Source organism: Pseudomonas sp. LS.1a (genome assembly GCF_022533585.1).
Taxonomy (GTDB): Bacteria; Pseudomonadota; Gammaproteobacteria; order Pseudomonadales; family Pseudomonadaceae; genus Aquipseudomonas.
On record NZ_CP092827.1, the window covers coordinates 1532303 to 1557667 of the forward strand.

The window sequence follows — 25365 nt, forward strand, 5'->3', positions numbered from 1 at the left end:
GTAGTGCTCAGCGATAGCTGATGGTGAAGTCGAGCGCGCCTCTGGCCGAGCCAGGCGTAACTCGGTCGTCGGTCTGGTAGAAATGCGCACGATAGGGCAGGCGGGTGAGAGGGAGCTCGAGTTTTTTGTTGCTCGACACGTGTTCCTGCAGGGGGACGGGAACCCCCAGGTCATCGGTTATCTGGATGCCGATGCCTTTCGCCGTCGAGCCATTGCCCAGGCTGAACAGGCCAAGCTTCGGGTCAATTGCCACCGAGCCGTCGGTACCTGTCAAGTAGATGTAGGCGGTGGCGGTGCTCGCGGCAGGGTCGTCCTCGCAGTCACTCAAAGTGATGTGGAACGGTATGCTGGTTGTGGTGGTGCCCTTTCCCGGGAAGTCCGCCACTGTGTGGCTGCCCAAATCCACGGGGTCGGCACTGACGGCATCGCTTTTCAGCGTGCACTGTGCCTGGTGCAGGGTGGCGCTTGTCCGCAGGCGAAAGGCGTCGGGCACATCCGTGGTGCTGCCATGGGCCAGTTCTTCATCCAGGAGGATCGGCCCAGAGGCTATGGGCCCGGTCTTGACCAGCGTCACATCCATGTAGAGCGGGCCGATAAACAGAGGGGGCGCGCCTATCAGGCGGTTGTTGGTGCCGTAGTAAGGTACGGTATTGTCGCTGCCTGCCGAATAAAAGTTGTTGAAGGCTTGACCGGCAAACGGCCAGCGCATCTCGATCACTGCGCCAATCCCGGCGATCCGTGTTCTGACAACCCTGTTGGCGAAGCGCCCATTGCCCAGTCGCATGGGCAGGTTGTGGGCGAATGGAGCGGTGTAATCGATGCGCGCCTCCAGCAGGCCTGAGCCGTCGTTGTCGCATTGGATGCGAGTGGCTGATGGGTCCAGCAGCCCGGCAAAGGTTTTGGTGACGATTGGCTCACCGACTGGCAGATCCCTGGGTACCCATACATTTGTGAAATCTGCTGTGAATACCGCGGGGCCAGGACCGTTTTGGGTGGCGCAACCTGATGCGGCATAGGCGGCTTGCAGGGTAATGAAAGGCAGGCTGGCAAACAGCAGGGCCGTTCGCAGGCGCTGGCGAGTGAAAGTGGTCATTGGATTTTCCTGTCGGAGGGGGCTTGGCAGCGCAAAGTCTGCAGGCGATAGCCTTGTTCAAGCGGCAAGGTGGCGGGCGTGATGTCGAAGCTGCATTGCTGCTCTGTACCTGCGGTCCACCTGGCCAGCAGTTGCTGGTTCTCAAGGTGGGTGGCCACCAGTGCCTGGCCACCTTGGCCGACTATCGCCAGTTCCTGGCCGTGCTCATCGCTGACCTGTGCGCCGAAGGGCAAGGGGCGGCCGTCTGCTTGCAACAGGGTCAGCACCAGGCGGTTGACCCGGCGCGCCGCGAATTGCGCCAGTACTACAGCGCCGCGGCGTGGCACCACCTGCGTGGCGCCGTTGTCGATTTCGATTTCCGGGTCGAGCTGGTCCAGTTCCAGCACCACGGGGTTGGCCCGGTAAGGGCGCATATAGGGTGCCAAGGCATAGCCGTCGCCGTTGGTTTTGCCCTGCTGTCCCTGGCTGACACCGATCCCGGCGATATCCGGCACATGCACCACGGCGTTGGTTTCGCCTATGAACGGTGCCAACAGCATGCCGCCGCCGTGCGCCAGCAGGGCGCCGCTGGTGCTCAGTGACAGGCTGCGATAGTCGGAGGCCTCGCTGTAGCCCATGCCGTAGTTGGCATGGCTTCCCTGGTAGCCCAGCGACAGGCTGCCATTTTGCCGGGTGTCGTTGGCCAGCGTAGCCCGGTAGTTCAGGCGCCGCTCGTCGAAGTGGCCGCTGAGGCTGGCGCGTTCGTTGGACTTGCCTGCGCTGTGTTGCAGGTCGAACGTGGCGCTGGAGGCATGCGCCAAGTCCAGCGGCAGGGTAATGCCCAGGCCGATGAGACGGTCGTTGCTGCGTGACGAAGTGAGCGACTGCGAGGCAAACAGGTTGAGGCTGACGTTGTGCGGCAATTGCGCATTGTATTGCAGCTGATATTGGCGCCGTTGCAGGCTGCTGTGCCAGTAGTCGTCCTGTGACAGTGTGAGGCTGAGCGTGCCGGCATTGCCGAAATGCTGGTACACCGAGGCCTCCACCCGACTGCGGCGGTTGCCCAGGTACAGGCTGGAGGCGTTGCGCTGCAGGACGGCTTCGTCGTAGTCGCGGTAGCCGACGGTGGAATAGCGGTAGCCGGCAAAGTTCAGGCTGGTACCGATGTCGAAGGCCTTGCCGTAGCGGGCCGAGAGGCTGTTGCCCTTCACTTCGCCCAGTGCGGGGCCAAGGTCGGTAGTGGCTTGCGTGACGTCCAGCGACAATGCGCCGAGTGCCCCGAAGTCCCGCGCCAGGCCCAGGGTGGCGGCGCGGTAGTAGTCGCCACCGAGTATGCCGGTGTACAGCGTGCTGTCCCAGCCGATGCCCCGGGCCAGCGCACCCTGCCACAGCGCTGGTGTGTCGGCCTGGCCAGCGCCGTGATAGCGGCCAAGGGCCAGGTCGTAGCGCCACACGCCGGCACGCATCAGGTTGCTGAGGGTCGAGTACGGCTGGATGAAGCGGCGCACCTGGCCATCCGCTTCGGTCAGCACCACTTCCAGTTCGCCGCTGCTGGCGCCAACGGCCAGGTCGTCGATTTCGTATGGGCCGGGGGCGACGAAGGTGGAGTAGAGCGGGTAGCCGTTCTGCAGTACCTCCAGCTTGGCGTAGGTTTGTGCCACACCACGCAACACAGGGGCGTAGTTTTGCAGGGTGTCGGGCAGCATCCCGGTGTCGGAGGCCAGCTTGACGCCCTTGAACGGCAAGCTTCGGAAAACCTCCCCCTGGGTGAAGGTTTCGCCGAGGGTGAGAGTGCCCCAGCGCGCCGGCAGGTCGCGCTGGACGTAGGTATTGCTGCGCGTCCAGCGCAGGTCGCCCTGCTGGTTCTCGCGCAGGGCCTGCTGGCTGCGCAGGCGCCAGCCGTACAGGTTGATACCACTGTTCAGGTACAGGTCCTGGCTGTTGCGGCTGCCGCTGCCACGCCGGTTGCTGTGCTGGGCCGAGGCCTGGTAGTTGACGAACGCGGCATTGATGCCGTCGTCCCAGTGGCTTTCGGCGATGGCGCCGCTGGTGTCGCGGCGCAGGTAGGACTGCGGTATCGACAGGTTCAGGCGCAGCTTGCCGGTATCCAGATCGGCACTGGCGCCGTCCAGCTGGGTGGCAAGGTCGAAGCAGTTGCCTTCGTTGCCGGGTTGCCTGACGGCCAGGTTCTGTTCACGCACACCGATTTCACCCAGCAGTTCGGCGTTCAGGCAGGGCAACAGGGTCTGGCCGTCGCTGCTCTCGTTGATCGTGATCTCCCGTTTGCCCAGTGGGCTGAGGTTGACATACAGCTCCAGGGTATAGCGGCCAGCTGCGAGGGGCCGATGTTCGGCCAGGGCACGCAGGGCAAGAGCGCCCGCGTCGGCGGGTTGACCCGGGCTTTGGCGGATGAAGCCGGGTTCGAACTGCAGGTCGGGCGGGGCGGCTACAGCTTGCAGGCTCAGCAGGCTTGCGCCGAGCGCGGGGAAGGGCAAAAAGCGCAGGCGTGACAGCGCCTGCCGGCGTTTGAGGGGCTTGAGCATGACGGATGCCTGGTCTGGACGTTGAAGCGCGGCGGTTAGGCGGTGCCGGCGGTGGCAAGCGAGGCGTGTTTGGCTAGGCGAGGCGATCGCTTGGTGGGGCGAGGATAAGGAGAAAGGTGGGGGGGGCTGTAAGGTTAGTCTGGGGGTAGAGGGATAAGTCGGCGGTGTCGATAACGCCTGATGGAGACAGTGCCGGTGAGTTACGGCAATGCAGGGTGAACCTGCATTGCCGTGCAGTGGCGTTATGGGTTAAAGCTAAAGTTCTTATTTATAAACTCTTGGTACTTCTGTGAGTTACTTGTGATTTCGGTTGGAGTAAATACACCGGTAAACATGTCTTTGTGTCTTTTCAGTTCAATGAGATTACCAACTACGCTAGCGCTAAAACCAGGAGGTGGTGGTGCAAGCGAGGTACTTTGAACCTCAGGGGCTCCCTCACTAGCTTGGTTGGTTGTGCTACTGCGCCTGCTGCTTGTTGAATCAGCCACATCCGATAACGGTGCATCGTATGTTCCAGAGCTGCTGGATGGTCTGCGCGCTTCAGGCGTATTGAGTTCTCGGAGCTCTGGATTTTCCATTGAGATTTCAGCATCCGGTGTCCTGGAGTTCCCGGGGGTAGAACTTGAGCGCCTTGAGAGGCTGCTGTCGCTATCCCCATCACCTCCTGCAGCATCAAGTGCTGCTTTTTTCTTGGCCTGCCTCTTATCCCAGGCTCCTTTCAAATTCGCTGTCGACAACGCCAGCGTACCGGCGATCGACAATGACAGGTATGCGATTGCGAGCTTCTTTTTCTTTTCCGGGTCTTTCGTGAACTCTGCAGCAACCTGCGTAGCCGCCGATGCCACCGTCGCGGCTGCACCTAGAGCCACCACTCCAATGGCCAGCGGGGTAAAGGCTCCCATTGAGACCACGGTAAATGTGATGGTCAGCGCCACGTTCATCACCATAACGCCAATATTCAGCCAGAATTCAATCCCGCGCTTTTCTTTCTCTTGCACCGGGTCATCCTTCGAGCCCCAGTCGCCCCGGCTGTAATGCCCGGTGGGGTCCTGCCACATCACCGGGTTGTTCAGGCAGTACACGTAAGGGTTGATGCCCGCCACTTCGGGGGCCATGTTGTCCGGGCTCTGGAAGCGCATAAGGCCTGGGTTGAAGGCGCGGAAACCACGCCCCAGCATGTACCAGCCCAATGTCTGCTCGCGCGCTTCGGCATTGAACCCCAGCAGGCCTAGCAGCTTGCCTTCCGGCAGTTCGCCATAGGCGCTGTAGGTTGCTTCATGCACCTCGTCATTGGCCGCGCATTCGGCGATTACACTGTTGTTGCTGCTGGCCATGTACAGGCGCGTTTCGTTGCCTTTGCCCGATTGTTGCATCCCCAGCGGTACCTCGCCGCCAAACAGGTACTCTGTAAGCAGGCCATCGCGCAGGGTGCTGCCGACGCGATAACCCTCGTAACGCCGTTGCTCCTCGGCCTGCGCGCCGTAGCGCACGCCCACCAGTTGCCCGTGGCCGTCATAGCGGAAGCTGGCCAAGGGCTTGCCATCGGGGGCCGTTGCGCTGGCGAGCTGGCCGGTATCCTCGTCGTATACCAGGCTGTTGCCCTGTTCGTCCTTCAGCATGTTGCCGTCGGCGTCGTAATCGTCCTTGTCGAACGTCACGAGTGCCGGGTAATCCTCTGTCAGCGAATGGCTTACGCTTTTCAGCTGGAAGGGCGAATCTTCGAAGAAATCGTAGAAGGCTTCATCGCTTTTACCATCTGCAAACTCGGTCAGGCAGAAGTAGATGTTGTCGTAGTCATCAAACTCAAAGGCCTGGTTGATGATCGCCCGGCCCTTGCTATTGGTCGGCAGTACGCTGCCTTCACACCTGTGGTTGTACAAGCGATCACGGTCATCGTAATCAAAGGTTTCCGTCAGCACCGGCTCACCCGCCTTGATCAGCGTGCGACTGTGCAACATGTTGTCGTCACGCCACACCTGCTTTAATGTGCGTTCATCCAGGGTTACCTCGGCGGGCGGATCAACGTCCTGCCGAATACGGCTCAGTTTCAGGGTGCGCGAAGTCTCCCGGCCTCGATGGTCATAGTTTTGTGTGCACAGCAATTGCTGCGTACTGCTGGCATCGGAGGTGCTGGTTGTCCGTGTTGTGTGCAGCAGCCCGGCGCTGTTGTAACAGAACACGGCCTCCAGCGAGCCTTGGGTTATCTTGTGCAACCTGCCAAGGTCATCGTAGTCGTAGACCTTTCGGCTGTTGTCGCCGTCGTTGTTTTCCAGCATGCGCCCTTGCAACGACGTGAGGAAATTGCGCGTGTAGGATTTGCCCGATTGATTGTCTGTCCAGCTTTCACTGAGCAGGTAACCCTGGTCGGTGTAGTTGTATTCGCGTTTACCTTGCTCGTTCTCGGCTTCGGTAATGTCTGCCGAGGCCATGCTGTACTTGAAGCGGGAAAGCTTCTGGTTTTTCCCCGCTGTGATACGTGTTGGCGAGGCGCCTACCGCCAGGTCGTATTCGTAATTGAAGGTTCGGCCAGACTTTGTGATCCGTTTGTCTGGCAGAGTCCGCGAGCCGACGTACTCCCGCGTTTCCTGGTGTGGGCCAACGGTCATCGAGACCATGCGGTCGATGTCGTCGAACTCGCGCTTGCATACCGAAAGCCCTTCAGCGTTTCGCTGCGGGTGCAACAGAATGCTGGTAGCCAGTTCTTCGGTGCTGTGGCGGGCGAACTCCCGGCTCAGCGCGGAACCATCCGGGCGGTCGGTGCGCGTCATCCGGCCCCAGACGTCGTACTTGTAACCGGTGGTGCGTTTGTGTTCGGCGCGCGCTGTTCGCTTGTCGGTTGCCGGTACGCCGAAGGTAAAGGTTTCTTCGACGCTGCGCCCAAAACCGTCATAGCGGTATGTGCGTGTCGATGCCGTGTCGCCTTTCTCGTCCAGTGTTTGCACGCGTTCTGGCTTGTTGAAGCGGTTGAAGGTGGTGACGCTCTGGTTTTTTCGCACACCGGGTTGATCCGGGTATTCCTCCCAGGAGGTGACGATATCCCCCTCGCTGCCGAATGGTGAGCGCTCGGTGAACACGGTCACCTCGTCCGGGCGAACGGTGGCGTACCGGTTACCCCAGTTGTCGTATCGATGCTTGCTGGTCGAGGTCAGTATGCGGTCGGGCAGGTGGTCGTAGGTGGTTTCTTCTTCCAGCTGGCCGAAGGCGTTGTACGAGGCCGAGTAGACGTCATACGTTTTCTTTTGCCCGGGGTGCAAGGGCAGCGCATCGCATATCCGCTCTTCCTTGATAACGCGGTTGAGGCCATCGAACAGCACGCGGCTGATCACGCCTTGGTTGTTTTCGGTTTCCTGGCAATTCTTCTCGGGCGATACCACGTAGCGATATTCGACTTTGGCGCGCCGATCGACATCGTCCGGTGCGGAGGTCTCGCTGGTCAGCCGATCGCTTGTGTCATAGGTGAAGCGCGTTACCGTGTCATGAATATCGACGTTCTCCAGCACCTGACCTGTCAGCGAATGCTGGCTTTGTTTCGACACCTTCGTGCTCTGTTTGTGCCCGATGGCCGTCTGTGTGGTCTGCAAGACATTGCCCAGCGTCTTGTGAAGGCCGCGGCTGAACTTCCACACAAGAGTGGTGGTGGTATCGGCCAGCACTTTGCCCAGGTCTGTCCCATCATGCTCGCCATGCAACGTGGTTGTGCGTTTTCTCATGCGCCCATGTAAAACTGCATCTCCGGGGATGGTGAGGTAGCTACGCCTGACCGTGCTGAGGGGGCGCAGGTTGTCTGGATCGGAGGCGTCCGACAGCTCTTCCTGCTCGATGGCCAGCCAGGTCGAGGCAATTTTGCCGTTTTCGGGCAGGTCGTCACGGCCTTTCAGGGTATCCAGCGCTTTGTAGGTGAAATCCGTGCATTGCGGGATCGCCCCTTCTACAACTCTGTCATGCTTACTTGGGTAGACCGTCTGGCGTTTCACATGTTTCTTGAAGCCGTTAGGCTCGGCTGGGCATCTACCGGGTTCGCCGTTGGCGTCGAAGTACTCCAGTTCGGTGTACGAGCCATCCGCTCTGATTTCCTTGGTGAGGTTGCCCTCAGGGTTGTATTCGGTGGTGATGACTTCGGAGCGCGTTTTATTGCTGTCACCCTCTATTTGCCAGGTGGTCGTGACTGTCTTGGCCGTCAGGAAGTTGGGGGGCTGCTTGGCGAAGGGCTCGCCCAGCTCACCGTGATAGGCGATTTCGGTCAGGGTGACCTCCTTGCCCTGAGCGCGGGTTTTCGTGGCGGTGCGGTGGAAACGGTCATAGCGGGTCGTGATGACAAGGTCGGCCTCGCCTGCACAACTCCGGGTAGTCTTGCACCAATAGCTGTAGCCTGGGTCGACGATGTCGTACAAATTGTCGCGGCCGTTGTTGTGCCAGGTAATGTTGCCGCCGTTACCCATGTAGTTTTCAGCGGAGTAGTCGTAAACCGTGCGTATCTCAGGCTGGCCATACCCCGGCAGAACGCGATGGCGCTTGACGCGTGGCAGTTTCTTGGCAACACCCGGCAGTGAATGGCCAGGGTCACCGTCAACGCCATATTCCACGTGTTCTTCCGCTTTTGTTGGCCAGGTCACTTTGGATACACAGGTTTGCCCATGCACAGGCTGGTAGTCGAATTCCCACCGGGTCTGGTCGGGCATGATTGCATACTGCAGTTGCCGCCCCTTGAATTCGAGCCTATGGCTGGCCCGTACATCCTCGTCGTCAGGATAGCGGGTGAACACGGTAGCGCCGCTGTATGTCACCTCCAGCAGACGGCGGCCTTTGTCGGGGCCGTCGGGATGGCCGTCGCGTACTTCGGTCAAACAGAACCAGCCAGGTGCAATTGGGTTATTGGCATACTTCAGCTCGATCCATTGCCCGGTCGGGGCATAGATTCGGGTCGGCAATGCCACACGCTGTTTGCCTTCGCCCATGTTTTCCAGCACTTCGACCACGCCGCTACGGTGCACGACACGGAAGCGCCCTTCACCGTCCTTGTGGAAATGAAAGGTATCGAGCTTCTTCTCGCTGATGCTGTCGATGCCATCCACGGTGAAATGCTCACCGGTAGACAGTGACAGGGCGCCGCCGCCTTCAGGGTAGGCGTGCTCGACAAAGCGGGAAAAGTTCAAGTCCCAGCCTTCGCCGTAACCGACATCGCCCCCGCCCATCGAGTTGTAATCGAGGACCGGCTCGAGATTGGGCCCTGTACCGCTATTGGCAACCAGTTTAGGGATTGCGATGCTTAGCCCGTATTGCCCTGTGCGTTCATCGACGCGGTTCTTGACTGCGAAGTTGTTGGCGTTGGAGTACGCGGCCATGCTACTCATGGGGTCACCTGTGATTTGGCGTTGATTGGGTAGTACAGCGTGCCGCACCGGAATCTGGTAGGGCCATTTTCATCGGCCTTGTGAGCGCGGCCGATCATGACTTTACCGATGCCGCAGTGGATGTCGGAGTTGCTCTCTTTCTGCTCCTCTTCCCACTCGTCGGGTTCTACGATCAACCTGTTCTTTCTCGCATCATCAATTTCGCCAATATAAAATTCGGCGCAGGTGTATTTGGTATAGTCGTTTTCATCGCCCATATGCCATCGTCCAATCATCACGCTGTCTGTCGGGCAAGTTAAATAAATGAAGTCTAACTTTTCTTTGTCGTAGTTGAAGGCTCTTTTGCAATCCTTTTCCGGCGGATTTTCAGTCAATTTGTCGGGTTTGCGTCTGCCGCATTCAGGGATTTTTGCGGAAACGAAGCTTTCCTTTCTCAGAATTGTTTCGGTGCCGTTGCCTACGACTGGGTTGCAATAATAAGTTGACTTTTTCATCTCGTCACCGCTATGTTTGCGGCGAGTCATGGCGTAGTTCTCTGGGCATTTGAAATCAGTATTCGATGCGAACTCGACTTTCGAATAGGCATCACCTCCTAGTGCTACGGCTTTTAATTCTGGTATTACCTCACCCTCCGAGATCTTTATTTCAAGGCAGCTGAGCTTGCGAGTAATCCGGCCTTCGCCTGTATGGCTTTTATCTACCAGTCTGAACCCGATCGGCTTTTCCTGGTTTTCATTGACGTAGTCCAGGTATTTGCCCTTTTCAAATTCTACCAGTCGGTCAATGCCAATTTCTGGAAGCTGTGACAGATTGCGTGTGGTTTCGAGCCTGATGACAAAACTCTTGTTATCTTCCGGGTCATCGTTCGTATAGAAAGTAGTACCTGCATCCGTGTTGCACAACCAGTCGTCGGTCAGCAGAAATTCTGCTGCAGACGGGATGTCCTGCATGATGATTTCAGTGGGTTGCATATCATAGCAGTTCCCTATGCCGATACCGCCTCTATCGGCCAGGGAAAGTTTCAATGTCTTGCCGGCGCCGGCAGCGGGGATGTCCACGGAGCACCGACGTTCCCCATGATCACCCATGGGCTTTGAGATCAGCGTAATCGTTCCGGCGTTGGCATTGGATGCCGGTAAGCCAAAAAGCATAAGTATGAAAACAGGGAATAGTACTGTTATTGAGGCGAGGCGGAGCAGGCTTCGCTTTACCGTATTGGTCATGGTCGAGTTCCTTCGTTTTTGAAGAAGTTGTTGACGCGGGCCGCAGCGTTTGCAGGGCTGGCAGTGCTCAGGCTAAAACACCAGGCTCAGGTTGGCACCTGGCAGAAATGACAGGTAAGGTTGCTGGCAGCAGCGTGGCTGCGTATCCGCTGAGAATGTCCATACCTAGTATTTTTACCAGTAGTGGAAATGACCCGGGGGGCGTAGAACTTCATTCCGGAACGGTTGATACGGAGTGACTGTAATGAATTCGACGGCTGATAACAGCCCCATCGCCCGCCCGGGAAACAGCCCGCGTTCGAGAAATCCAATGCCAGTTATCGAGGGGTTGACCCAAGACCTTGAGGTCGATCTGGACGCATTGGGCGAGGTAAATCTCAAATTTTTTATCCGAGGGGCAAATTTGCAACTTGGCGATGTGGTGTTTACCAACTGGCGAGGCGTGGATGCAGAGGGGGTTGCATTTGACCTGGTAGGGAATGGCACTCCGGTAAATGACCCGGATAACGTGATAGTCGAAATAGACAATAAACTGGTGACCGCTGCCCGCGGCGGGTATGCGTTTTTGTCTTATCAGGTCAACAGTACTGCAGGCGACGAGTCGCTGCGGCAGTTCTGCTATATAGGTTTGCGTTCCGCCAGTCGACTGCCAGTGGTGCAGGTGTTGCAATCACATGGTCTGGAAATCGTCAAGGCTGAGGTACAGCAGCATGTCAATGTAGTGGCGGCAGCTTATCAAGCCATACAAGAAGGTGACAGCGCTGAGCTGACTGTACGTCGCTTCCGAAGCAATGGCACCGAATTATCGCCGTTCGTAACGCAATTGATCAGCCAGCAAAAGTTTGACGGTGCCCCCCTCGAATGGCAGATACCCAAGGCCCAATTGAATACCCTCGATACAGGGGGGCATCTGCAAGTTAGTTATAAGATAAAACTCAGGGACGGTATGCAGCTTGAGGCCTCGCGTACCCAGAAGTTCATCATTCGTGATGTTATCGACACCGCTACACTCCTGCCGGTCCCCCGTGTGGAAAATGGTGGCAGTGACGAGATTGACCCTGGTAATTACACCAACGGTCTGCCTGTTGCCATTGACGCCTATTCGCAGCGAGCTGTTGGCGATCACATGGTGTTGGCCTGGATGGTGCCGTCAGGTGAAGCGCACGTGCAAGTTTTCCGTCTGGATCAAAGCAGTCTGATGGCAAAGCAGTTCGTCCTGCGCATCGAACATAAATGGTTAGTTGCCAGTTTGGGGGCGGTGCAGGTGTTTTACCAATATGGCCGTGAAGGGCGCTCGCTGACATCAAAAGTATTGTCGCTGAACGTTACGACGCCCCGCGTAACCCCTCCAATGCCCACAATCAGGCGAAGTACTCAGAAGGGGGAAGAGCCAAATGAATTCGGTATCGATGCCTACGATATCAGGAACAGTGGTGCATACGTCATCATCCCCGACGAAGCCGACCTTCGCGAGGGTGAGGAATTTGAAGTGCATTGGCAGGGCGAGCCGAACGCTGGTCGGGTGGTCATTACAACCCCGAGTGCTGAAGGTCCACGGGTATTCAACGTGCCAGCAAAATATATCCCGGCCAATATGGGAACAACACCATCGAAGCGATTTGACGTGTTTTACCGAATCGTTGACAAGCACACAGGCCATTTCCTGGACAGCAAACCGGTGAAGTTACTGGTGTCACCGCTGGAAGAAGGCAGATATATGCGAATTGACTGCCTGGATGCCTCGAGTGACGGACACTTGGTGTTGGTGCCAGGTGGGGCAAGGCTTACGTTGGCTCGTTGGATTTTCATCAATGAGAACCAGTGGTTGAGTATTCACTTTTCCGGTGTGGCGCAGGATGGCACGCAGCTGGTGGGCGTTCTGCGGGATAGCGTAGCGGTTAGCGAGTCGGAGGTTAAAGAAGGTGTAAGAGATGTACTTCCGTACGAGGAACTGGACAAGCTTAAATCGGATTCGCCCCTCTCTGTCTGGGCCAGCGTCAGTTTTGACGGCACTCAATGGTGGCGCTTTCCAACGTTGTATCTGACGTTCAAAAGGTAAAAACAGCACCATTCCGCGGCAAGCTCGGGATGTTTGAAATATACCAAAGCCTGGCATGTTCTGTTGCCAGGTAGTCAGAAGATTCGTGCAGTAACATTTGATTCATGAAACTAATTGGACCAATCGATTGAGGTTTTGATCATGGCTGACCTTACAAAAGAACAAATTCTGACGCGTTTGGCCTCCGGTACCGTCATGAGGGGTTGGGGCGCTATTGGCGCGATTGCGCGAAGCCACATTAACCTGTTGTTTCGCGACCAGTTCCTGTTGCGATATACCGACCAATCGTTCATTGCGCCCATGCGTAGCCAGTTCGACCTGGACGAGGGTGGCGAATTGCGTGGTGAATTCCGCAACCTGGTATTTGGGCCGCCACAACTTTCATTCGAAGATGCAACGTTGCTCTCGGCGGTGACGACGGTGCGGATGAATATCCTTTCAGGCGATTATGTCCAGCATGCCCACCTGCCAGGCAGCCAGCCGATCATGCTGCGGGCCCATAGTCTGGACGAGGCCATGGGGTATGCGGTCAGTGCGCAAGTCGAGCTGAAGTTGCAGCAGAGCGAGAGCGGTCAGTACACCCAGTTGATGCTTTCGCTTTCCGACGCCAAGCCAAATACGCTGGAGTGTGAGCTTGGCACCACCCGCTACGCTTCGAGACAGATTGGCAAGGCGGCATTCAGCCATTGGCTTGAGCAACCCGGCTATCGTCAGGTTTATATACTGGCCCAGTTCGATCGTGAAGACTATGCGTCGATGTCGCCCATGGGGATCAAGGTATTGACCCAGACGGCGCCTTGGGGGGGCAAGACCAACAAGGCGTTCAAGGACAAGGCCGCCAGCGAAGGCGATGGTGCCGTGCTCCTGCTGATGCAGCCACGCTCGCATCTGCTGGCTGGCACACTTCCACAACCTGGTCACGATTTCCCTTTCCTGCTTCCTGGCACGGCCGCAGCAGGAACCCAGTACTCATGCACCTTGTTGCTTGACCCTGTCAACGAGGGGAAGCGCGCCGAGCCATTGACCCAAGTGTTGAGGCCGGTGCGTATGCCCAATGCACATCGGTACACCTGCAAGGCTGGTGACAAGTTCGTGCCGAGCGATGTGGTCGGTTTTGGTCATGTCTCGCCCACTGTTGGTACCTATCGGGTCGAGCCAGGCATCACCAGAACCGTTGCGAAAGGGGGGGTGTCGTTCAGCCTTCAAGGCAGCACTCCCGCCAGGGCGTGGACAACTACAAACCTCAGGAACGCTGCTGCCAGCGGCCAAGTCACCTCTGCGGGTGTGTATTCGTCTCCCGATGCGGACGCGTTCACGGCGGATAGCCAGGTCTCATTGGTGACGGGGCACTATGCCGATGGCGGTAACGGCGACCAGCAACGTGCCGGGTTGGTGATCGAGCATGTGAGGCCTGTGCAGATTTCCCCGCGGGTGGCGACCACTGGCGCCAATGGTGTGCCGATCAGCCTTTCCGCCATAAGCGTGGACGGCGGTACCCTTCGCTGGGAAAAGGTCGAAACGCCGCAAACGCTTCGTGCTTCACGAGGGCCGCAGCGGGCTGCTAACCCAGAGAAACGCGATCTTGCAGGTACTTACGTGGGGGATCTGGGCAAACTCGAGGACCTGGGCAATGGGCAGGCCAGGTTTACCCCGGCCATTATCGAGGAGGGCAAGCCTGAAATCCTGTTCCAGGTCATTCGGGCTACGGACACCCGTTCAGGCGCATATGCAGATGCGACAGTCGTGATCGTGACCTGGCCGCAACGTTTTGGTGTCGAACCCCATTACGTTTCGGACTACAAACCTAACAGCACCTTGCCGTTCAGCGTCAAGGGCACACCGCCTGGCCTGACATGGCATGTGTTCGGCGAGGGCGATATAGGCCAGGACGGTCTGTATACACCACCCCAGGCAGCCAAGTGGCCCGTTACTGTGGTCATGGCTGATTACAATAACCTCAGTAGCGGCTACGCAATCATCGAGCACCGCCCGGTCGTTCAGTCCCGCCCGACGAGCAGTGGCTGGGAGGATCTTAGCGTTTTCAGCATCGAACTGCTTAGCCAAGGCGTGTGTTTCGCCAACGGTATGCAGCAAATCGAAGTGTTGATAACCATCAAGACGAAAGGTAGTCAGGGGACAGGGGTTTCGCCGCCGATCAGTGACACAGAACTGGGCAGCCTCCAGTTGTTCAACACTGAAGGCGGCAAGGTGATCGAGTTTTTGCCTGCCGGTGAAGAAGGGTTGGAGCCTAATGACCCATTGAAGCCCGGAACTTGGGCGGTGCATGAAGACCGTAATCGGGTAGGAACACGGCCAGGAACAAAGGCGGAAGAACCCTCGGTCCTCGACGCCAGTACTCGAACCAAGCATTTGTTCTTGCTGACCAACAGTGTGGGAACCCTGTCCGTAGGCGCTCAGTTCACCGGTGACGATAATGTTTCTTACAAGTCCACTGACATCAACACAGGTATTGATAAAGTAAAGGTAACCGGTGAGGCGCCGCCAGAAAAATACACTGAGGATGCCTATACATTCAAACGTATCCCAGTCAAGGGTTGGGAAGGCAATGAAACCGAAGCCTTCGACAAAACAGATGACACTACCGACTATTGGGTACTGGCAGGGGCGAAGAGCGATGAATTCAAAACGCTGAGTTTCCTCAGGCTGAAGTTTGAAGACGACAGCAGGGTTTCGATGATCCGCTGGGAGTCCAATCAGCGCAAAGAGAAGTATTGCAGTTTTACCAGCTATTCGTTTACCCCATTGAAGCCCAAGCCGGAGGATCCGGAAAGCCCGGAGAATCCGGAAAATCCGGAAAAGTACCTGGTACATGATGGCCTGTTGCAATCTTTGGTGAACGCTCAAGTCGCCGATCCAGCGTTTCTGGATACTGAACTGGTTGAGAGCGCCAAGCCAGGGCGGGGCGATGTATGTTTTGCTATCCACCGAGTATCGAACCTGCCGATTTTCTATGACAGTGAACAAGACGTGAGCAAAAAATGGCGGGCGCCACTGGAAAAACCATTATTGTTCCGTGTGATGGATCAATTTGGTAATTGGCATCGGCTCCGGGTTGATTTTCACCACCCCAACGGTGTGCAGGGCAGCCGCGACAAGCTGACTTTCTCGGTTCGTTAATATTGGCTTTTGGAGGAGTATCACTATGTCCGGCAAAACTGCGCTGCATTCAGGTGCTTTTAGCTTTGACAGCTTCATCAGTAATAGTGTTGATCCACGTACAGGCCAGTATGGCCTGAGTATTGTCTTGCCCGTATTGCGTGGGGATTATCTGGGCGGGGCAGAGTTTCCGTTAAGTCTTATGTACAGTTCGATGGGCGCAGGTGACTTCGGCTATGGGCAAGGCTGGGATATCAACCTCAGCAGCTTCATCGAGCATGCCTACCCCGAGGGGGGAGGAGCGCTATCGTTGTACACCGGTGAGCGTTTCACGGTGGATGGTGTCGAAAGTATCAGTGAGAAAAAACTGGATTCTTTCCATTTTCACAAGGATGGCGAGGGTAAGTTCCGAATCGAGCATAAAGATACTCAGCTGACAGAAATACTGGAGCTTACAAAAATCGGCCAGAAGAAACTGGCGCTGCCCACAAAGGTTTACTCCGATTCGAAGCGTTGGCTGGAGTTTGTCTACCGTGACAACCCGCAACTACCAGGCAACCCTTGCTTGCATGAAGTGCGTGAGTCCGGGCTGGGTGGGCAACTGCCGCGGCGTCTGTTGTTGATCGAGTACCCGGGCAACATGGTCATCACCTTGTACCCCGATCAACCTGGGGCGCGAGCCAGTTATTCCCTCGCGTTCAGCGGGCGGGAGCTAAAGAGTGTAAAACTGCCTACCGGTGAACAGTGGGAGTTCAAGTATCAACCGGTGCACGGGCAAACATGTGTGAGCTGGGTGCGCAGTCCTGGTGGTGCGGAGGAGCATATCGAATACGGCACAGGCGGTGATCCTGGCCACAAACTACCAGGCGTCGAGCAGTACTTGCCGAGGGTCAAGCGCCACCGCCTCATTCCGGGGGCGGGGCAGGCCGAACAGGTCACCGAGTACGATTACTCCTCGACCAACTTCGTGGGTAATGGCAGCTCTGTTGTCTGGAACAATAATGGCCGCGATAACCTCTACGATGTGACCGACGCCAGCTATCACTACTGGAGCAAAACCACCGAGCGTTGCCCAGGGCAAGCAGACCGCACCCTGCTGAGCACCTACGACCGTTTCCATCGTCTGGTCGAGGAAAAACGGGTTCAGGGCAGTTGCGTCACAACCACGGTTACCAAGTACCACGGCAAATCGGAGGAGCCGTTCGCCAGGCAACCTGCGAACTACAAGTCCAAGGAGCTATCGACCCAGACCTGGCAGAACGGGAACGGTGGGATGGCCAAGGCTGTACATGCCACCACGTATGACCTGTTCGGCAACCTGACCCGCGAAGTTGCCGCCACGGGCGTCGAGACGGAGTACGAGTACTATCCCGTTGGCGGGGAGCCTGGCAAGTGCCCGGCCGACCCACAGAATTTTGTGCGCTGGCGCAAGAGCCAGACCATCAAACCGTCGCCAAACGGTGAGGGCTCAGCTGCGACCGAGCATACCGAGTTCGTGTACAAGGCCCTTGATCCGGTTCCCCTGCCTGCAGACACGCCCGAACCTGTTATCAAGCCGTGGATCGTGTTGAGCGAGGAACATGCCTTCAGGCTGGCAGGTGAAGTGAAGGTGCCGCTGAGTCAGACGATTACCCATTACCATGAGTCCCAGGAAGACTTGTTGAGCTATGGGCGGCCGGCCAAGACGATCAAGGCCATGGACGACAAGCCTACGACCACCTCATACAGCTACACGACGGAAGTGGTGGAGAACCATCCAGCCCTGGTCGTCAATCAGGTAGTGACGGGTTTCGATCATGGGCAGGTGTTGGAAGACGGCACCATTCGCCATGTGCAGAAAACCTTCGACCTGAAGCACTCGGCATTGACCGGAAAGCCGTTGCTCAATCGCGATGACAACGATGTGGAAATTGCCTACGCCTATGACCCTGTGGAGCGTGTGATTCTCCAGACGGCTGCGCCAAACGACCCACTTTACAAGGCTTCCCGCAAGTACAGCTACGTGCTGGCTCAGGGTAACAGCCCGGCTGTGCAGACTTCGACCGATGTCAAGGGCGTGACAGTCCGCACCGTGATCGACGGCCTCGGCCGGGTGGTCGAAGAGTATCGTATGGAGGCCGACAGTGAGGAAATCTGGCGGCGCGAGCAGTATCGCAAGACCTACTCGGCCAGCTACGACGCTTATGGCCAGCTTGTCGAAGAAACCGAGTATGACTGGTTGGCCGATATGGTTACCGGGCCGGGTATCCATCAGGCGGTGGACCTGACGCTGCAGACAACATACGGCTACGACGACTGGGGCCAGCAAGCTTGGCAAAGGGGGGCGGACGGCATCTGCCATTTCGAGGTGACGGACCCGGTTGGCACCGAAGCATCGGCCAATATGCCCATCAAGCGCAGCTGGCGGGAGTCGGCGGATGGCACTGTTGCAAGCGGCGTGACCGAGACCTGGCTCAACCGCTTCGAGCAGGCCACCCACGTCAGGCGCTTCAAGAAAAAGGACGATACCGTTGCGTACAGCCAGCACACCTATCATTACGATGGCCTGGGCCGTGTGGCCCGGGAAGTGGCTGCCGACAAGGCCACCACGCTGAGTACGTACGACATCTTTGGCCGGTTGCTGACACAGACGCTCCCCGACAGGTCGGTGGTTACCCGCCACTATGCCACGTTCGACAGTGATGACCTTCCGGAGTACATCGGTGTCAATGGCATTGAGCTGGGTACGCAAAGGTTCGATGGCTTGAAGCGGCTTTACCGGTCTGTCACCGGCGGTCGAGAGCGCACCTTGTACTACAAGCCTGGGCATAGCCGACCAGAGAAGGTGTTCACGCCTTCCAGACAATGGGTCGAGTATGAATATAACCCGGTGTTGGGTGAGGAGCCGCTCAAGCGGGCATCCAGCCGGTTCACGGCTGACTACGAGTATGACCCGCAGAATGCCCGGTTGCTACGCTGCGAAGAGGATGGGCAAACCCTGCAGCGGGATTATTTCAGTACCGGACAGATGAAATCGGAGAAGCGCACTGAGGGCAACGAAACGTTCGAAATGACGTATGGCTACAGCTATCGCGCACGTATGTTGAGCTATACCGATGTACTGGGCCAGGTGCAGAGCTATCAGTATGACGATGCCGGGCGCCTGCAGAAGACTACCTTGGGCTCCACAGTGGCGATGTTCGAGTACGACAAGCTGGGCAGGACGTCGAAAATCGAGACCCGTGATGGTGATAACTACCTGATTACCCAGTTGGAGTATGACGAGTTCGATCGTGAACGGCGTCGTCGCTTCGATATGAAAGGTGAAATTCAGACCTTGACCCAGGAGTATGATGAGTGCGACCGCATTGAGCTGAAAACGCTGTGGTCTGGTGAGCCGGACGACAAGATGCTGCGCCAGGCCGAAGCCTATGCCAATCATGTGCGAGGTAATCTGCACGAGCCTGCGGTGACTGAAAAAGCCGATCAGCTGTTGAGGGCGATTTATGCCAGGCACACGCCCTATCGGTCGAATGTTAAAGCAGACTCGGCCGAGGAAAACTGGTTGCGGCACGAGGTGTATGCCTACGATAGCCGCGGTCGCCTGTATGACTATAAATGTAACGGAACACTGGCCCCGGTCGACCCGCAAGGTCATGTGATTCGTACCCAGGCGTTTGAGTTCGATGCCATCGACAACATTGTTCTGGTTATTACCGAACTGACAGATAAAGATACTGATAAACCGGGTGAAAACGTGGCTGAGTACTTCTTCGAACATGAAGACCCTGCGCAGCTCAGCGGAATAACCAATAGCTACGAAGGGTATGCGCCCGAGGTGAAGTTGAGCTATGACGATGACGGTAACCTCGAGGACGATGGTGAGGGCATGAAAATGGATTATGACGCTACTGGTCGGCTGAGGTCAGTGGTCAAGAGTGGCGTGACCTCGAACTATTACTATGATGGTGTTGATCGTTTGAGCGGGCAGAGTTGATCTTCTGCTTGTAGCGTTATTACCCGCTGAAAGCCCGCGCTAGCGCGGGCTTTTTATTGTCTGGCTGGCGTGCGGATGATACAGCGGCCTTGCTGGCAACTGACAAATTTGCCAGTTGTGCGGGGGTAGAATCGTGGATTTCAATAAGTATGTATTTTCCTGCAGCCCCTGTATCGTTGAGAGGTCAAAATGAAAGACGACGAATACACACCCGCAAACGATAATGTTGTACTTGCACCCGTCGCACCCAAAATCGACCCGGCGCTGTTGGCCGACACTACCGACAATACGATGTTGAGCACGGCCTTGACCGACGATACCGTCGAGATGGACTTGACCATCGAAGACTGGAATGCCGCAGGCGATCCCAGCGTGGGGGAGTTTGACCAGATGTGGCTGTATCACCTGCCAGAGGGGGGCGTGGAGGAGGAGCTGCACAGTGGTCAGTATGACAGGGATAGTACCTTTCCCTTCCCGGTAAAGCTGGATAAGGCGAAGGTAAAATCCTGGGGTGAAGGCAAACATGATTTTTTCATCAGGGTGATCCCTTACAATAGTCCCTTGCCTGTGGATTTCCCTCCGTTGAGCCTGATTTTCGATCGTGTGGCTCCTTATCCAAATCGACTTCCGACAGCATTCCCGGCTATTGCCGCTGTGCTGGATGCCAATATTGGTGCGGTCAAGCTTAGTTTGCCCGCCTATCCGGATTGGGATGCCAGAGACATCGTGGCGTGGATCTGGCGCAGGGAAGTGCCCAGCGACCCGGGCGACCTGGTGCCTGACGGCTTCACGCCTGTCACTGCAGTGCCATTGTCGATACCGGTGCCTGAGAAGGTCATTCGGGATGCAGGGGATGGCGGCATCCATATTGCCTACCTTTTAAAGGACATTGCCGGCAATGTGAGTGCCGTGTCAGTGCCCACGCGCGTTACGGTGGCGACTGGCAATTTGCCTACCCCGGCGGACTTCAAAAAGCCCCTGGTCTTGGGCATGAACGGCGGAGTGGTGGACCAGGATGCCGTGTTCAACGGTATTACGGTGGAAATTGGTGCCTTCCTGCATTTCAAGGCGACTGACCTGATCACGATCAAGTGGGGTACGCATACTTTCGAAACGCGGACTGTCGGCACGTTCCCGGTCAAGCTGGCCATCCCTGCCAGCGTTGTCCTGGCTATTTATGGAAAAGGCTCTACCGGCGTGAAACCGGTCGAAGTCACGTATGAGGTGCACCGCGGTGACTACCTGTTAGGTGGCGAAAAGGATTCCTTCAACGTCAACCTCGAGCGCATTGGCCCAGTTGTACCTGATCCGGATCCGGAATGGCCGGGGCCTGTGAACCCGAGCATGGCCTTGCCGGATGTTTATGGCGGTAATGACAACCAGAAAAATCGGCTGACCGAGAAAGACGAGCTGGCCGATGCCGTGTTGAAAGTAACGATCGATGCTGCATTCAAGGAAGGTGACCTGGCCGAGTTCTACTACACCGATGAGCATGTCGTGGAGGCGGATCATGTACTTGGGAAGGATGAGCCCGGTACTGAAATCGAAGTGACGATTCCATGGTCGTACATTCTTCGGCACGACAATGGTAGCCGTTTTGCTCACTACGAGGTCAGCCGCAAAGACGTGCCGAACAAGGCTGTTTCCAAACCTCAGCCAATTGTGGTGGAGGCTATTGTTCTACACCCCGAAGCGGCGGAGATCCGCGGCGGGTTCACCAGCGGAGGGCGCCTGTGGCTGAACTGCAGTTCGTTGTTTGACCCGGATGATTCAGCTGATGTTACTCCTGATGTACGTATCCAGATCCCTGACCTGAGCAAATGGTTGGCAGAAGGTGACGAATTGACACTGACCTGGACAGCGACGCAGGGAACGGCTCCCGGTGGGGCCGAGATACCCGATGCCAAGTATGAGAAAATCATCGAGCTGGACAAAGACAACCCGCCGATCGGTTTCGTTTGGCCAATTCCTTACGCCGATGGTCTGAAGCCGATCTACGAGTTCGATAAGGCAAACAATAAATATGATGGGTTGGCGACCTTTACTTATGCATTCATGCGTAATGGCAAAGTTGTCAAATCCGATCCCGCCGTGGCGGTGGTATCAATGCACAGTTTTGGTACTGAGTGCCCTCTCGTTCGCCCTTGAGTGTCGGCGATACAGCATGTTGGGTGAGGCCTGTTGAAAAGTCGCATCAATCCTCGGACTTTTCCTACACGTTTTTAGGTGAATTCTTAATAGCCTTGCCCACGTTTCTGTTGCCCGTTCTTGGGTAAATCGATGAGGCCAAAGTGCAATGATCAAACAACGCAGTTCCACCCTGTCCCCCTTGGCATCGGCCATCGGGCAACTGTTAATGGGCGTTTCGGCCGTGCTTTTCGTTGGGCCGGCAAATGCCTTGACGTTGGTGGACCATGAGAAAACTATCGGTGCCGGCACCCCTGTTGATAGCTACAGGGTCACTGACGGCGGGCGCCTGGTAGCCGAGGGCGCCACCACACAGCAGATCGACGTGCGTACAGGCGGTGGTTTGCACCTTGAGAGCACCACGGTGTCAGCCACGGGGGTCGCTGCGGTGATGGTCAATGGCGGTGCTTCGGCAACCATCGCCAGTGGCTCGCGCCTGACCAGCAATCTGTTCGGCCTCGATGTGCTGCGCAGTGCGACGGCTGGTGCCAGCGTGTCGGTAAATGGCAGCCATATCGAAGGGGGTATAGGTGGCGCCAGGGTGGCCGGCAGTTCTCATCTGTCCCTGACTGACAGTACCTTGGTGAGTACAGGGGCGGCCGGTGCTGCTTTGCTGTTCGGCGATGCCCGGCTGGATGCGATCAACAGCCGGCTGACCGGCGCCACGGACGGCATCCGGGTGGTTGGCGATAGCCTTTCGACCGAAGCTGCATCGATCAATCTGCAGGGCACGCACGTGGAAGGCCAGAATGGCGCCGCCATCCGTGTGGGGAGCGCAAACCAGGCGCCCGGCGATGCGACGATCACCGTCACCGGCGGTACTGCGCTGCTTGGCAGCAATGGCAACCTGCTGGAGGTGGCGAACAACTCCAACGCCACCATGCGGGTCGAGGGCAGCGACCTGGTGGGGGATGTGTGGGTGGAGTCCGGCTCCAGTGCCAACCTGGCCTTGGGCAACCAGGCCAGCCTGACCGGGCGCCTGACCAATGTCGAACGTCTGGCGCTGAATGATGGCGGGCGCTGGAACATGGTGGAGGACAGTGAAGTCGGGCAACTGGACATGGCGGGTGGCTCGGTGCGGTTCGGTGAGGCCACGCAGTACCAGCGCCTTACCCTGGGCAGCCTGTCGGGCAGTGGCACATTCATCATGGATGCCGACTTCAGCAGCGGCGAAAGCGACTTCCTCGACATTACCGGCACGGCCACCGGCAACCACAGCCTGCTGGTGGGCAGTAGCGGCAATGAACCCACCCAGGCAAACAGCCTGCATCTGGTTCACGCTGCGGCGGGTGATGCGCAGTTCTCCCTGCTCAACGGGCCGGTGGACCTGGGGGCTTTCTCGTATGACCTGGTGCAGCGTGGCAATGACTGGTACCTGGATGGCGCGACCAAGGTGATCAGCCCAAGCACCGAGGCGGCGATGGCTTTGTTCAACACCGCGCCGACCGTGTGGTATGGCGAGCTGTCATCCTTGCGCAGCCGCATGGGCGAGCTGCGGCTCGACGAGCGTAAAGCGGGCCTGTGGGCGCGCAGCTATGGCAACAAGTACAACGTCTCTTCCTCGACCGGTACACCGTACAGTCAGGTTCAACAGGGTTTCTCGCTGGGTGCCGACACCCCCTTGCCCCTGGGCGACGGCCAATGGCTGGCCGGGGTGATGGCGGGTTACAGCAGCTCTGATCTGAACTTGACCCGGGGGGCTTCGGGTGAGGTGAAAAGCTACTACCTGGGGTTGTATGCGACCTGGCTGGACGCCCAGAGTGGCTATTACCTCGACAGCGTGGTCAAGCTGAACCGCTTCGATAACCAGGCCAAGGTAAGCCTCAGTGATGGCCAGCGCACCGAAGGCGATTATGACAACGTCGGCTTGGGGGCGTCGGTGGAGTTTGGGCGCCACCTGACGCTGGATGACGACTATTTCGTCGAGCCTTTCGGGCAACTGTCGGTGGTCGGCATCCAGGGCCAGGACTACCACCTGGACAATGGCCTGAAGGCTGACGGTGATACGACGCGCTCGGTGCTGGGCAAGGTTGGCGCCACGGCGGGCCGTACTTTGAAGCTTGAGGGGGGGCAGTGGCTGCAACCTTATGTGCGCCTGGCTTATGTGCACGAGTTTGCCAACAACAACCAGGTCAAGGTCAACGATCACCGTTTCGACAATGACCTGTCAGGTTCGCGTGGTGAATTGGGCATGGGGGTGGCGGTGTCGTTGATGGACCGCCTGCAGTTGCATGCCGACTTCGACTACAGCAACGGCAAGGCACTGGAGCAGCCGTGGGGCGTCAACCTGGGAGTGCATTACAGCTGGTAAGGCATGGCGAGCCGCTCATTGCGCCGGACTGGACACGTTGGAGGTTAGGTTATGCGAAACGGGAAGTCGGAAACGCTTTTTCCTCCACCCTGGGTGGACGGCTCGCTTGAAAACCTGGAGGGTGGCGCGCAAAACGTCATCCCTCTGGATCTGCTGGAAAAGCCTCTACGTGTGGATGTCACGCCGTGGCCGGGCTCCAACCCCGCCCCAGGCACGCCGGAGACACTGGTGTTGTTGTGCGATGGTGTACAGATAGGTGAACCCAGGCAATGGGAGGCTCCCATTGATCCCGATGACTATTATGTCGAAATCCCTCTGCTTCACCTCAGGGAGGACAGCACCCCTGAATTGATCTACAGGGTCACGGGTTACAACGGTGCTGAAGGGTATTCGGAGCCGCTGATCATAACCCTGGACTTGACCGGGCCCAGGTTGGGCGGTGATCGCGGTGGCCTGATATTCGAAGCAGAGGTGCTCACCGATGGCGTAACGGCGGATTACCTGGAGCGTCACGATGATGTGCTGGTCGCACGGGTGCCGGACTATCAGGTCTTTGTGCCTGGAGACCACATTCGCTGGTTTTGGGATACGACGCTGTACGAAGACAATCTTGTCGGCGAGAAGGTTCTCAAGCAGGGGGACTTTCCCGTTACGCTGGAAATCTCCGGCGATATCATCCGGGCGCGAGGGGACGGGGTGCGTTTCGTGCATTACCGGCTAAACGATTATGCCGGTAACAAGAGTTCACCTGAAGAGCCGAAAGTGGTCCAGCTGAAGGCTGATACGGCACCTTTGCCCAGAGAACTGGGCTGGCCGGAAATCAGCCATACCACGGGAAGCGGGCAGCAGGTGGAACTGGACCCCAACAAGAGGCTGAACTACATGCGGGTGACTGTGCCAGCGGGGGCTGCGTTCCCTGGCGAGAAGGTCGAGGTGTCATGGGGAGCGCCGGGAGGGATCGGGAGCTACCTGGCGACAGAGGAGGCACCAGGCTTTCCCGGTCAGTACGATATCCCGCTGAACCTGATTGCACAGCACAGCGGTAAAGTGCTGACAGTAGCTTTTCATGTGACCGACAAAAATGGCAAGGTTCATCAGTCCGATGCCCGCCTGGTATCGTTTTTGCCGCTGACTCAAGGGTTTCCGACACCGGATATTCCCCCTCCTTCTGCCACCCATGGCACGGTCTATGTTTCCAATGTCCCGGCAGAGGGGATGGTCATTACCGTCAATGCCTGGCGCTATATCCATACGGACCACAGGGTAACGTTGGTCGTCGGCGGAGAGGATGCGCAGGGTAACGCCCAGAGCGAAGAAGTGCTGAAGGAGCATGCTGTGACCCCGGAGCAAGTAATGAGCGGCTTGGGTTTCGACGATATGGTCAAGGCGAGCAAGCCTTTTCTGTCAAGGCTCAAGCGTGACAAGCTCTCTGTCCGGATCTCCATCAGCTTCGATCAAGGCCAGACATGGCCGTCATCGCCCGTCTTTCCACTGCTTGACATGTATCTGCGCGATTGAACAGTTGG

The 25365-nt window shown here is 57.4% G+C and carries 10 protein-coding genes; 6 read left to right on the forward strand and 4 right to left on the reverse strand.

The features are described 5' to 3' along the window. Positions 1–7 precede the first annotated feature (7 nt). The 4 genes from MKK04_RS07140 to MKK04_RS07155 all read right to left on the reverse strand — a co-directional run bounded on the left by MKK04_RS07140 (position 8) and on the right by MKK04_RS07155 (position 10189). Positions 8–1093 (reverse strand): fimbrial protein, encoded by a 1086-nt coding sequence (locus MKK04_RS07140; RefSeq protein ID WP_241106400.1) that lies wholly within the window; start codon positions 1091–1093, stop codon positions 8–10. Continuing rightward, positions 1090–3615, reverse strand: a complete 2526-nt coding sequence (locus MKK04_RS07145; protein WP_241106401.1) for a fimbria/pilus outer membrane usher protein — start codon at positions 3613–3615, stop codon at positions 1090–1092. Before MKK04_RS07145 ends, MKK04_RS07140 begins: the two co-directional genes overlap by 4 nt. A gap of 242 nt (positions 3616–3857) precedes the next feature. Then, positions 3858–8966 carry an RHS repeat-associated core domain-containing protein gene (locus MKK04_RS07150; RefSeq protein ID WP_241106402.1) on the reverse strand — a complete coding sequence of 1703 codons (5109 nt, stop codon included), beginning with the start codon at positions 8964–8966 and terminating at the stop codon, positions 3858–3860. Further along, positions 8963–10189 carry a hypothetical protein gene (locus tag MKK04_RS07155; RefSeq protein WP_241106403.1) on the reverse strand — a complete coding sequence of 409 codons (1227 nt, stop codon included), beginning with the start codon at positions 10187–10189 and terminating at the stop codon, positions 8963–8965. Before MKK04_RS07155 ends, MKK04_RS07150 begins: the two co-directional genes overlap by 4 nt. Positions 10190–10433: 244 nt before the next feature. Between MKK04_RS07155 and MKK04_RS07160 the strand changes: the two genes are divergently transcribed. From MKK04_RS07160 to MKK04_RS07185, 6 genes are all read left to right on the forward strand, one after another. Then, complete coding sequence (locus MKK04_RS07160; protein WP_241106404.1) at positions 10434–12248, forward strand: hypothetical protein; 1815 nt, start codon at positions 10434–10436, stop codon at positions 12246–12248. A 141-nt stretch (positions 12249–12389) separates the two neighbouring features. Next, positions 12390–15386 carry a hypothetical protein gene (locus MKK04_RS07165; RefSeq protein ID WP_241106405.1) on the forward strand — a complete coding sequence of 999 codons (2997 nt, stop codon included), beginning with the start codon at positions 12390–12392 and terminating at the stop codon, positions 15384–15386. 25 nt (positions 15387–15411) lie between these two features. Further along, complete coding sequence (locus tag MKK04_RS07170) at positions 15412–19341, forward strand: RHS repeat domain-containing protein (RefSeq protein ID WP_241106406.1); 3930 nt, start codon at positions 15412–15414, stop codon at positions 19339–19341. 189 nt (positions 19342–19530) lie between these two features. After that, positions 19531–21489 (forward strand): hypothetical protein, encoded by a 1959-nt coding sequence (locus tag MKK04_RS07175; RefSeq protein ID WP_207832239.1) that lies wholly within the window; start codon positions 19531–19533, stop codon positions 21487–21489. Positions 21490–21637: 148 nt separating this feature from the next. Beyond that, on the forward strand, positions 21638–23839 hold the full coding sequence (locus MKK04_RS07180) for an autotransporter outer membrane beta-barrel domain-containing protein (RefSeq protein WP_241106407.1): 2202 nt from the start codon (positions 21638–21640) through the stop codon (positions 23837–23839). Between the two features lie 51 nt (positions 23840–23890). Beyond that, entirely contained in the window at positions 23891–25357 is a 1467-nt protein-coding gene (locus MKK04_RS07185; RefSeq protein ID WP_241106408.1) for a hypothetical protein, read from the forward strand. Positions 25358–25365 lie beyond the last annotated feature (8 nt).

Bases quoted from the DNA above. Each gene is read 5' to 3' on its own strand.
- MKK04_RS07155 (WP_241106403.1), bottom strand. From the start codon at position 10,189: ATGACCAATACGGTAAAGCGAAGCCTGCTCCGCCTCGCCTCAATAACA.
- MKK04_RS07150 (WP_241106402.1), bottom strand. From the start codon at position 8,966: ATGAGTAGCATGGCCGCGTACTCCAACGCCAACAACTTCGCAGTCAAG.
- MKK04_RS07140 (WP_241106400.1), bottom strand. From the start codon at position 1,093: ATGACCACTTTCACTCGCCAGCGCCTGCGAACGGCCCTGCTGTTTGCC.
- MKK04_RS07185 (WP_241106408.1), top strand. From the start codon at position 23,891: ATGCGAAACGGGAAGTCGGAAACGCTTTTTCCTCCACCCTGGGTGGAC.
- MKK04_RS07170 (WP_241106406.1), top strand. From the start codon at position 15,412: ATGTCCGGCAAAACTGCGCTGCATTCAGGTGCTTTTAGCTTTGACAGC.
- MKK04_RS07160 (WP_241106404.1), top strand. From the start codon at position 10,434: ATGAATTCGACGGCTGATAACAGCCCCATCGCCCGCCCGGGAAACAGC.
- MKK04_RS07175 (WP_207832239.1), top strand. From the start codon at position 19,531: ATGAAAGACGACGAATACACACCCGCAAACGATAATGTTGTACTTGCA.
- MKK04_RS07165 (WP_241106405.1), top strand. From the start codon at position 12,390: ATGGCTGACCTTACAAAAGAACAAATTCTGACGCGTTTGGCCTCCGGT.
- MKK04_RS07145 (WP_241106401.1), bottom strand. From the start codon at position 3,615: ATGCTCAAGCCCCTCAAACGCCGGCAGGCGCTGTCACGCCTGCGCTTT.
- MKK04_RS07180 (WP_241106407.1), top strand. From the start codon at position 21,638: ATGATCAAACAACGCAGTTCCACCCTGTCCCCCTTGGCATCGGCCATC.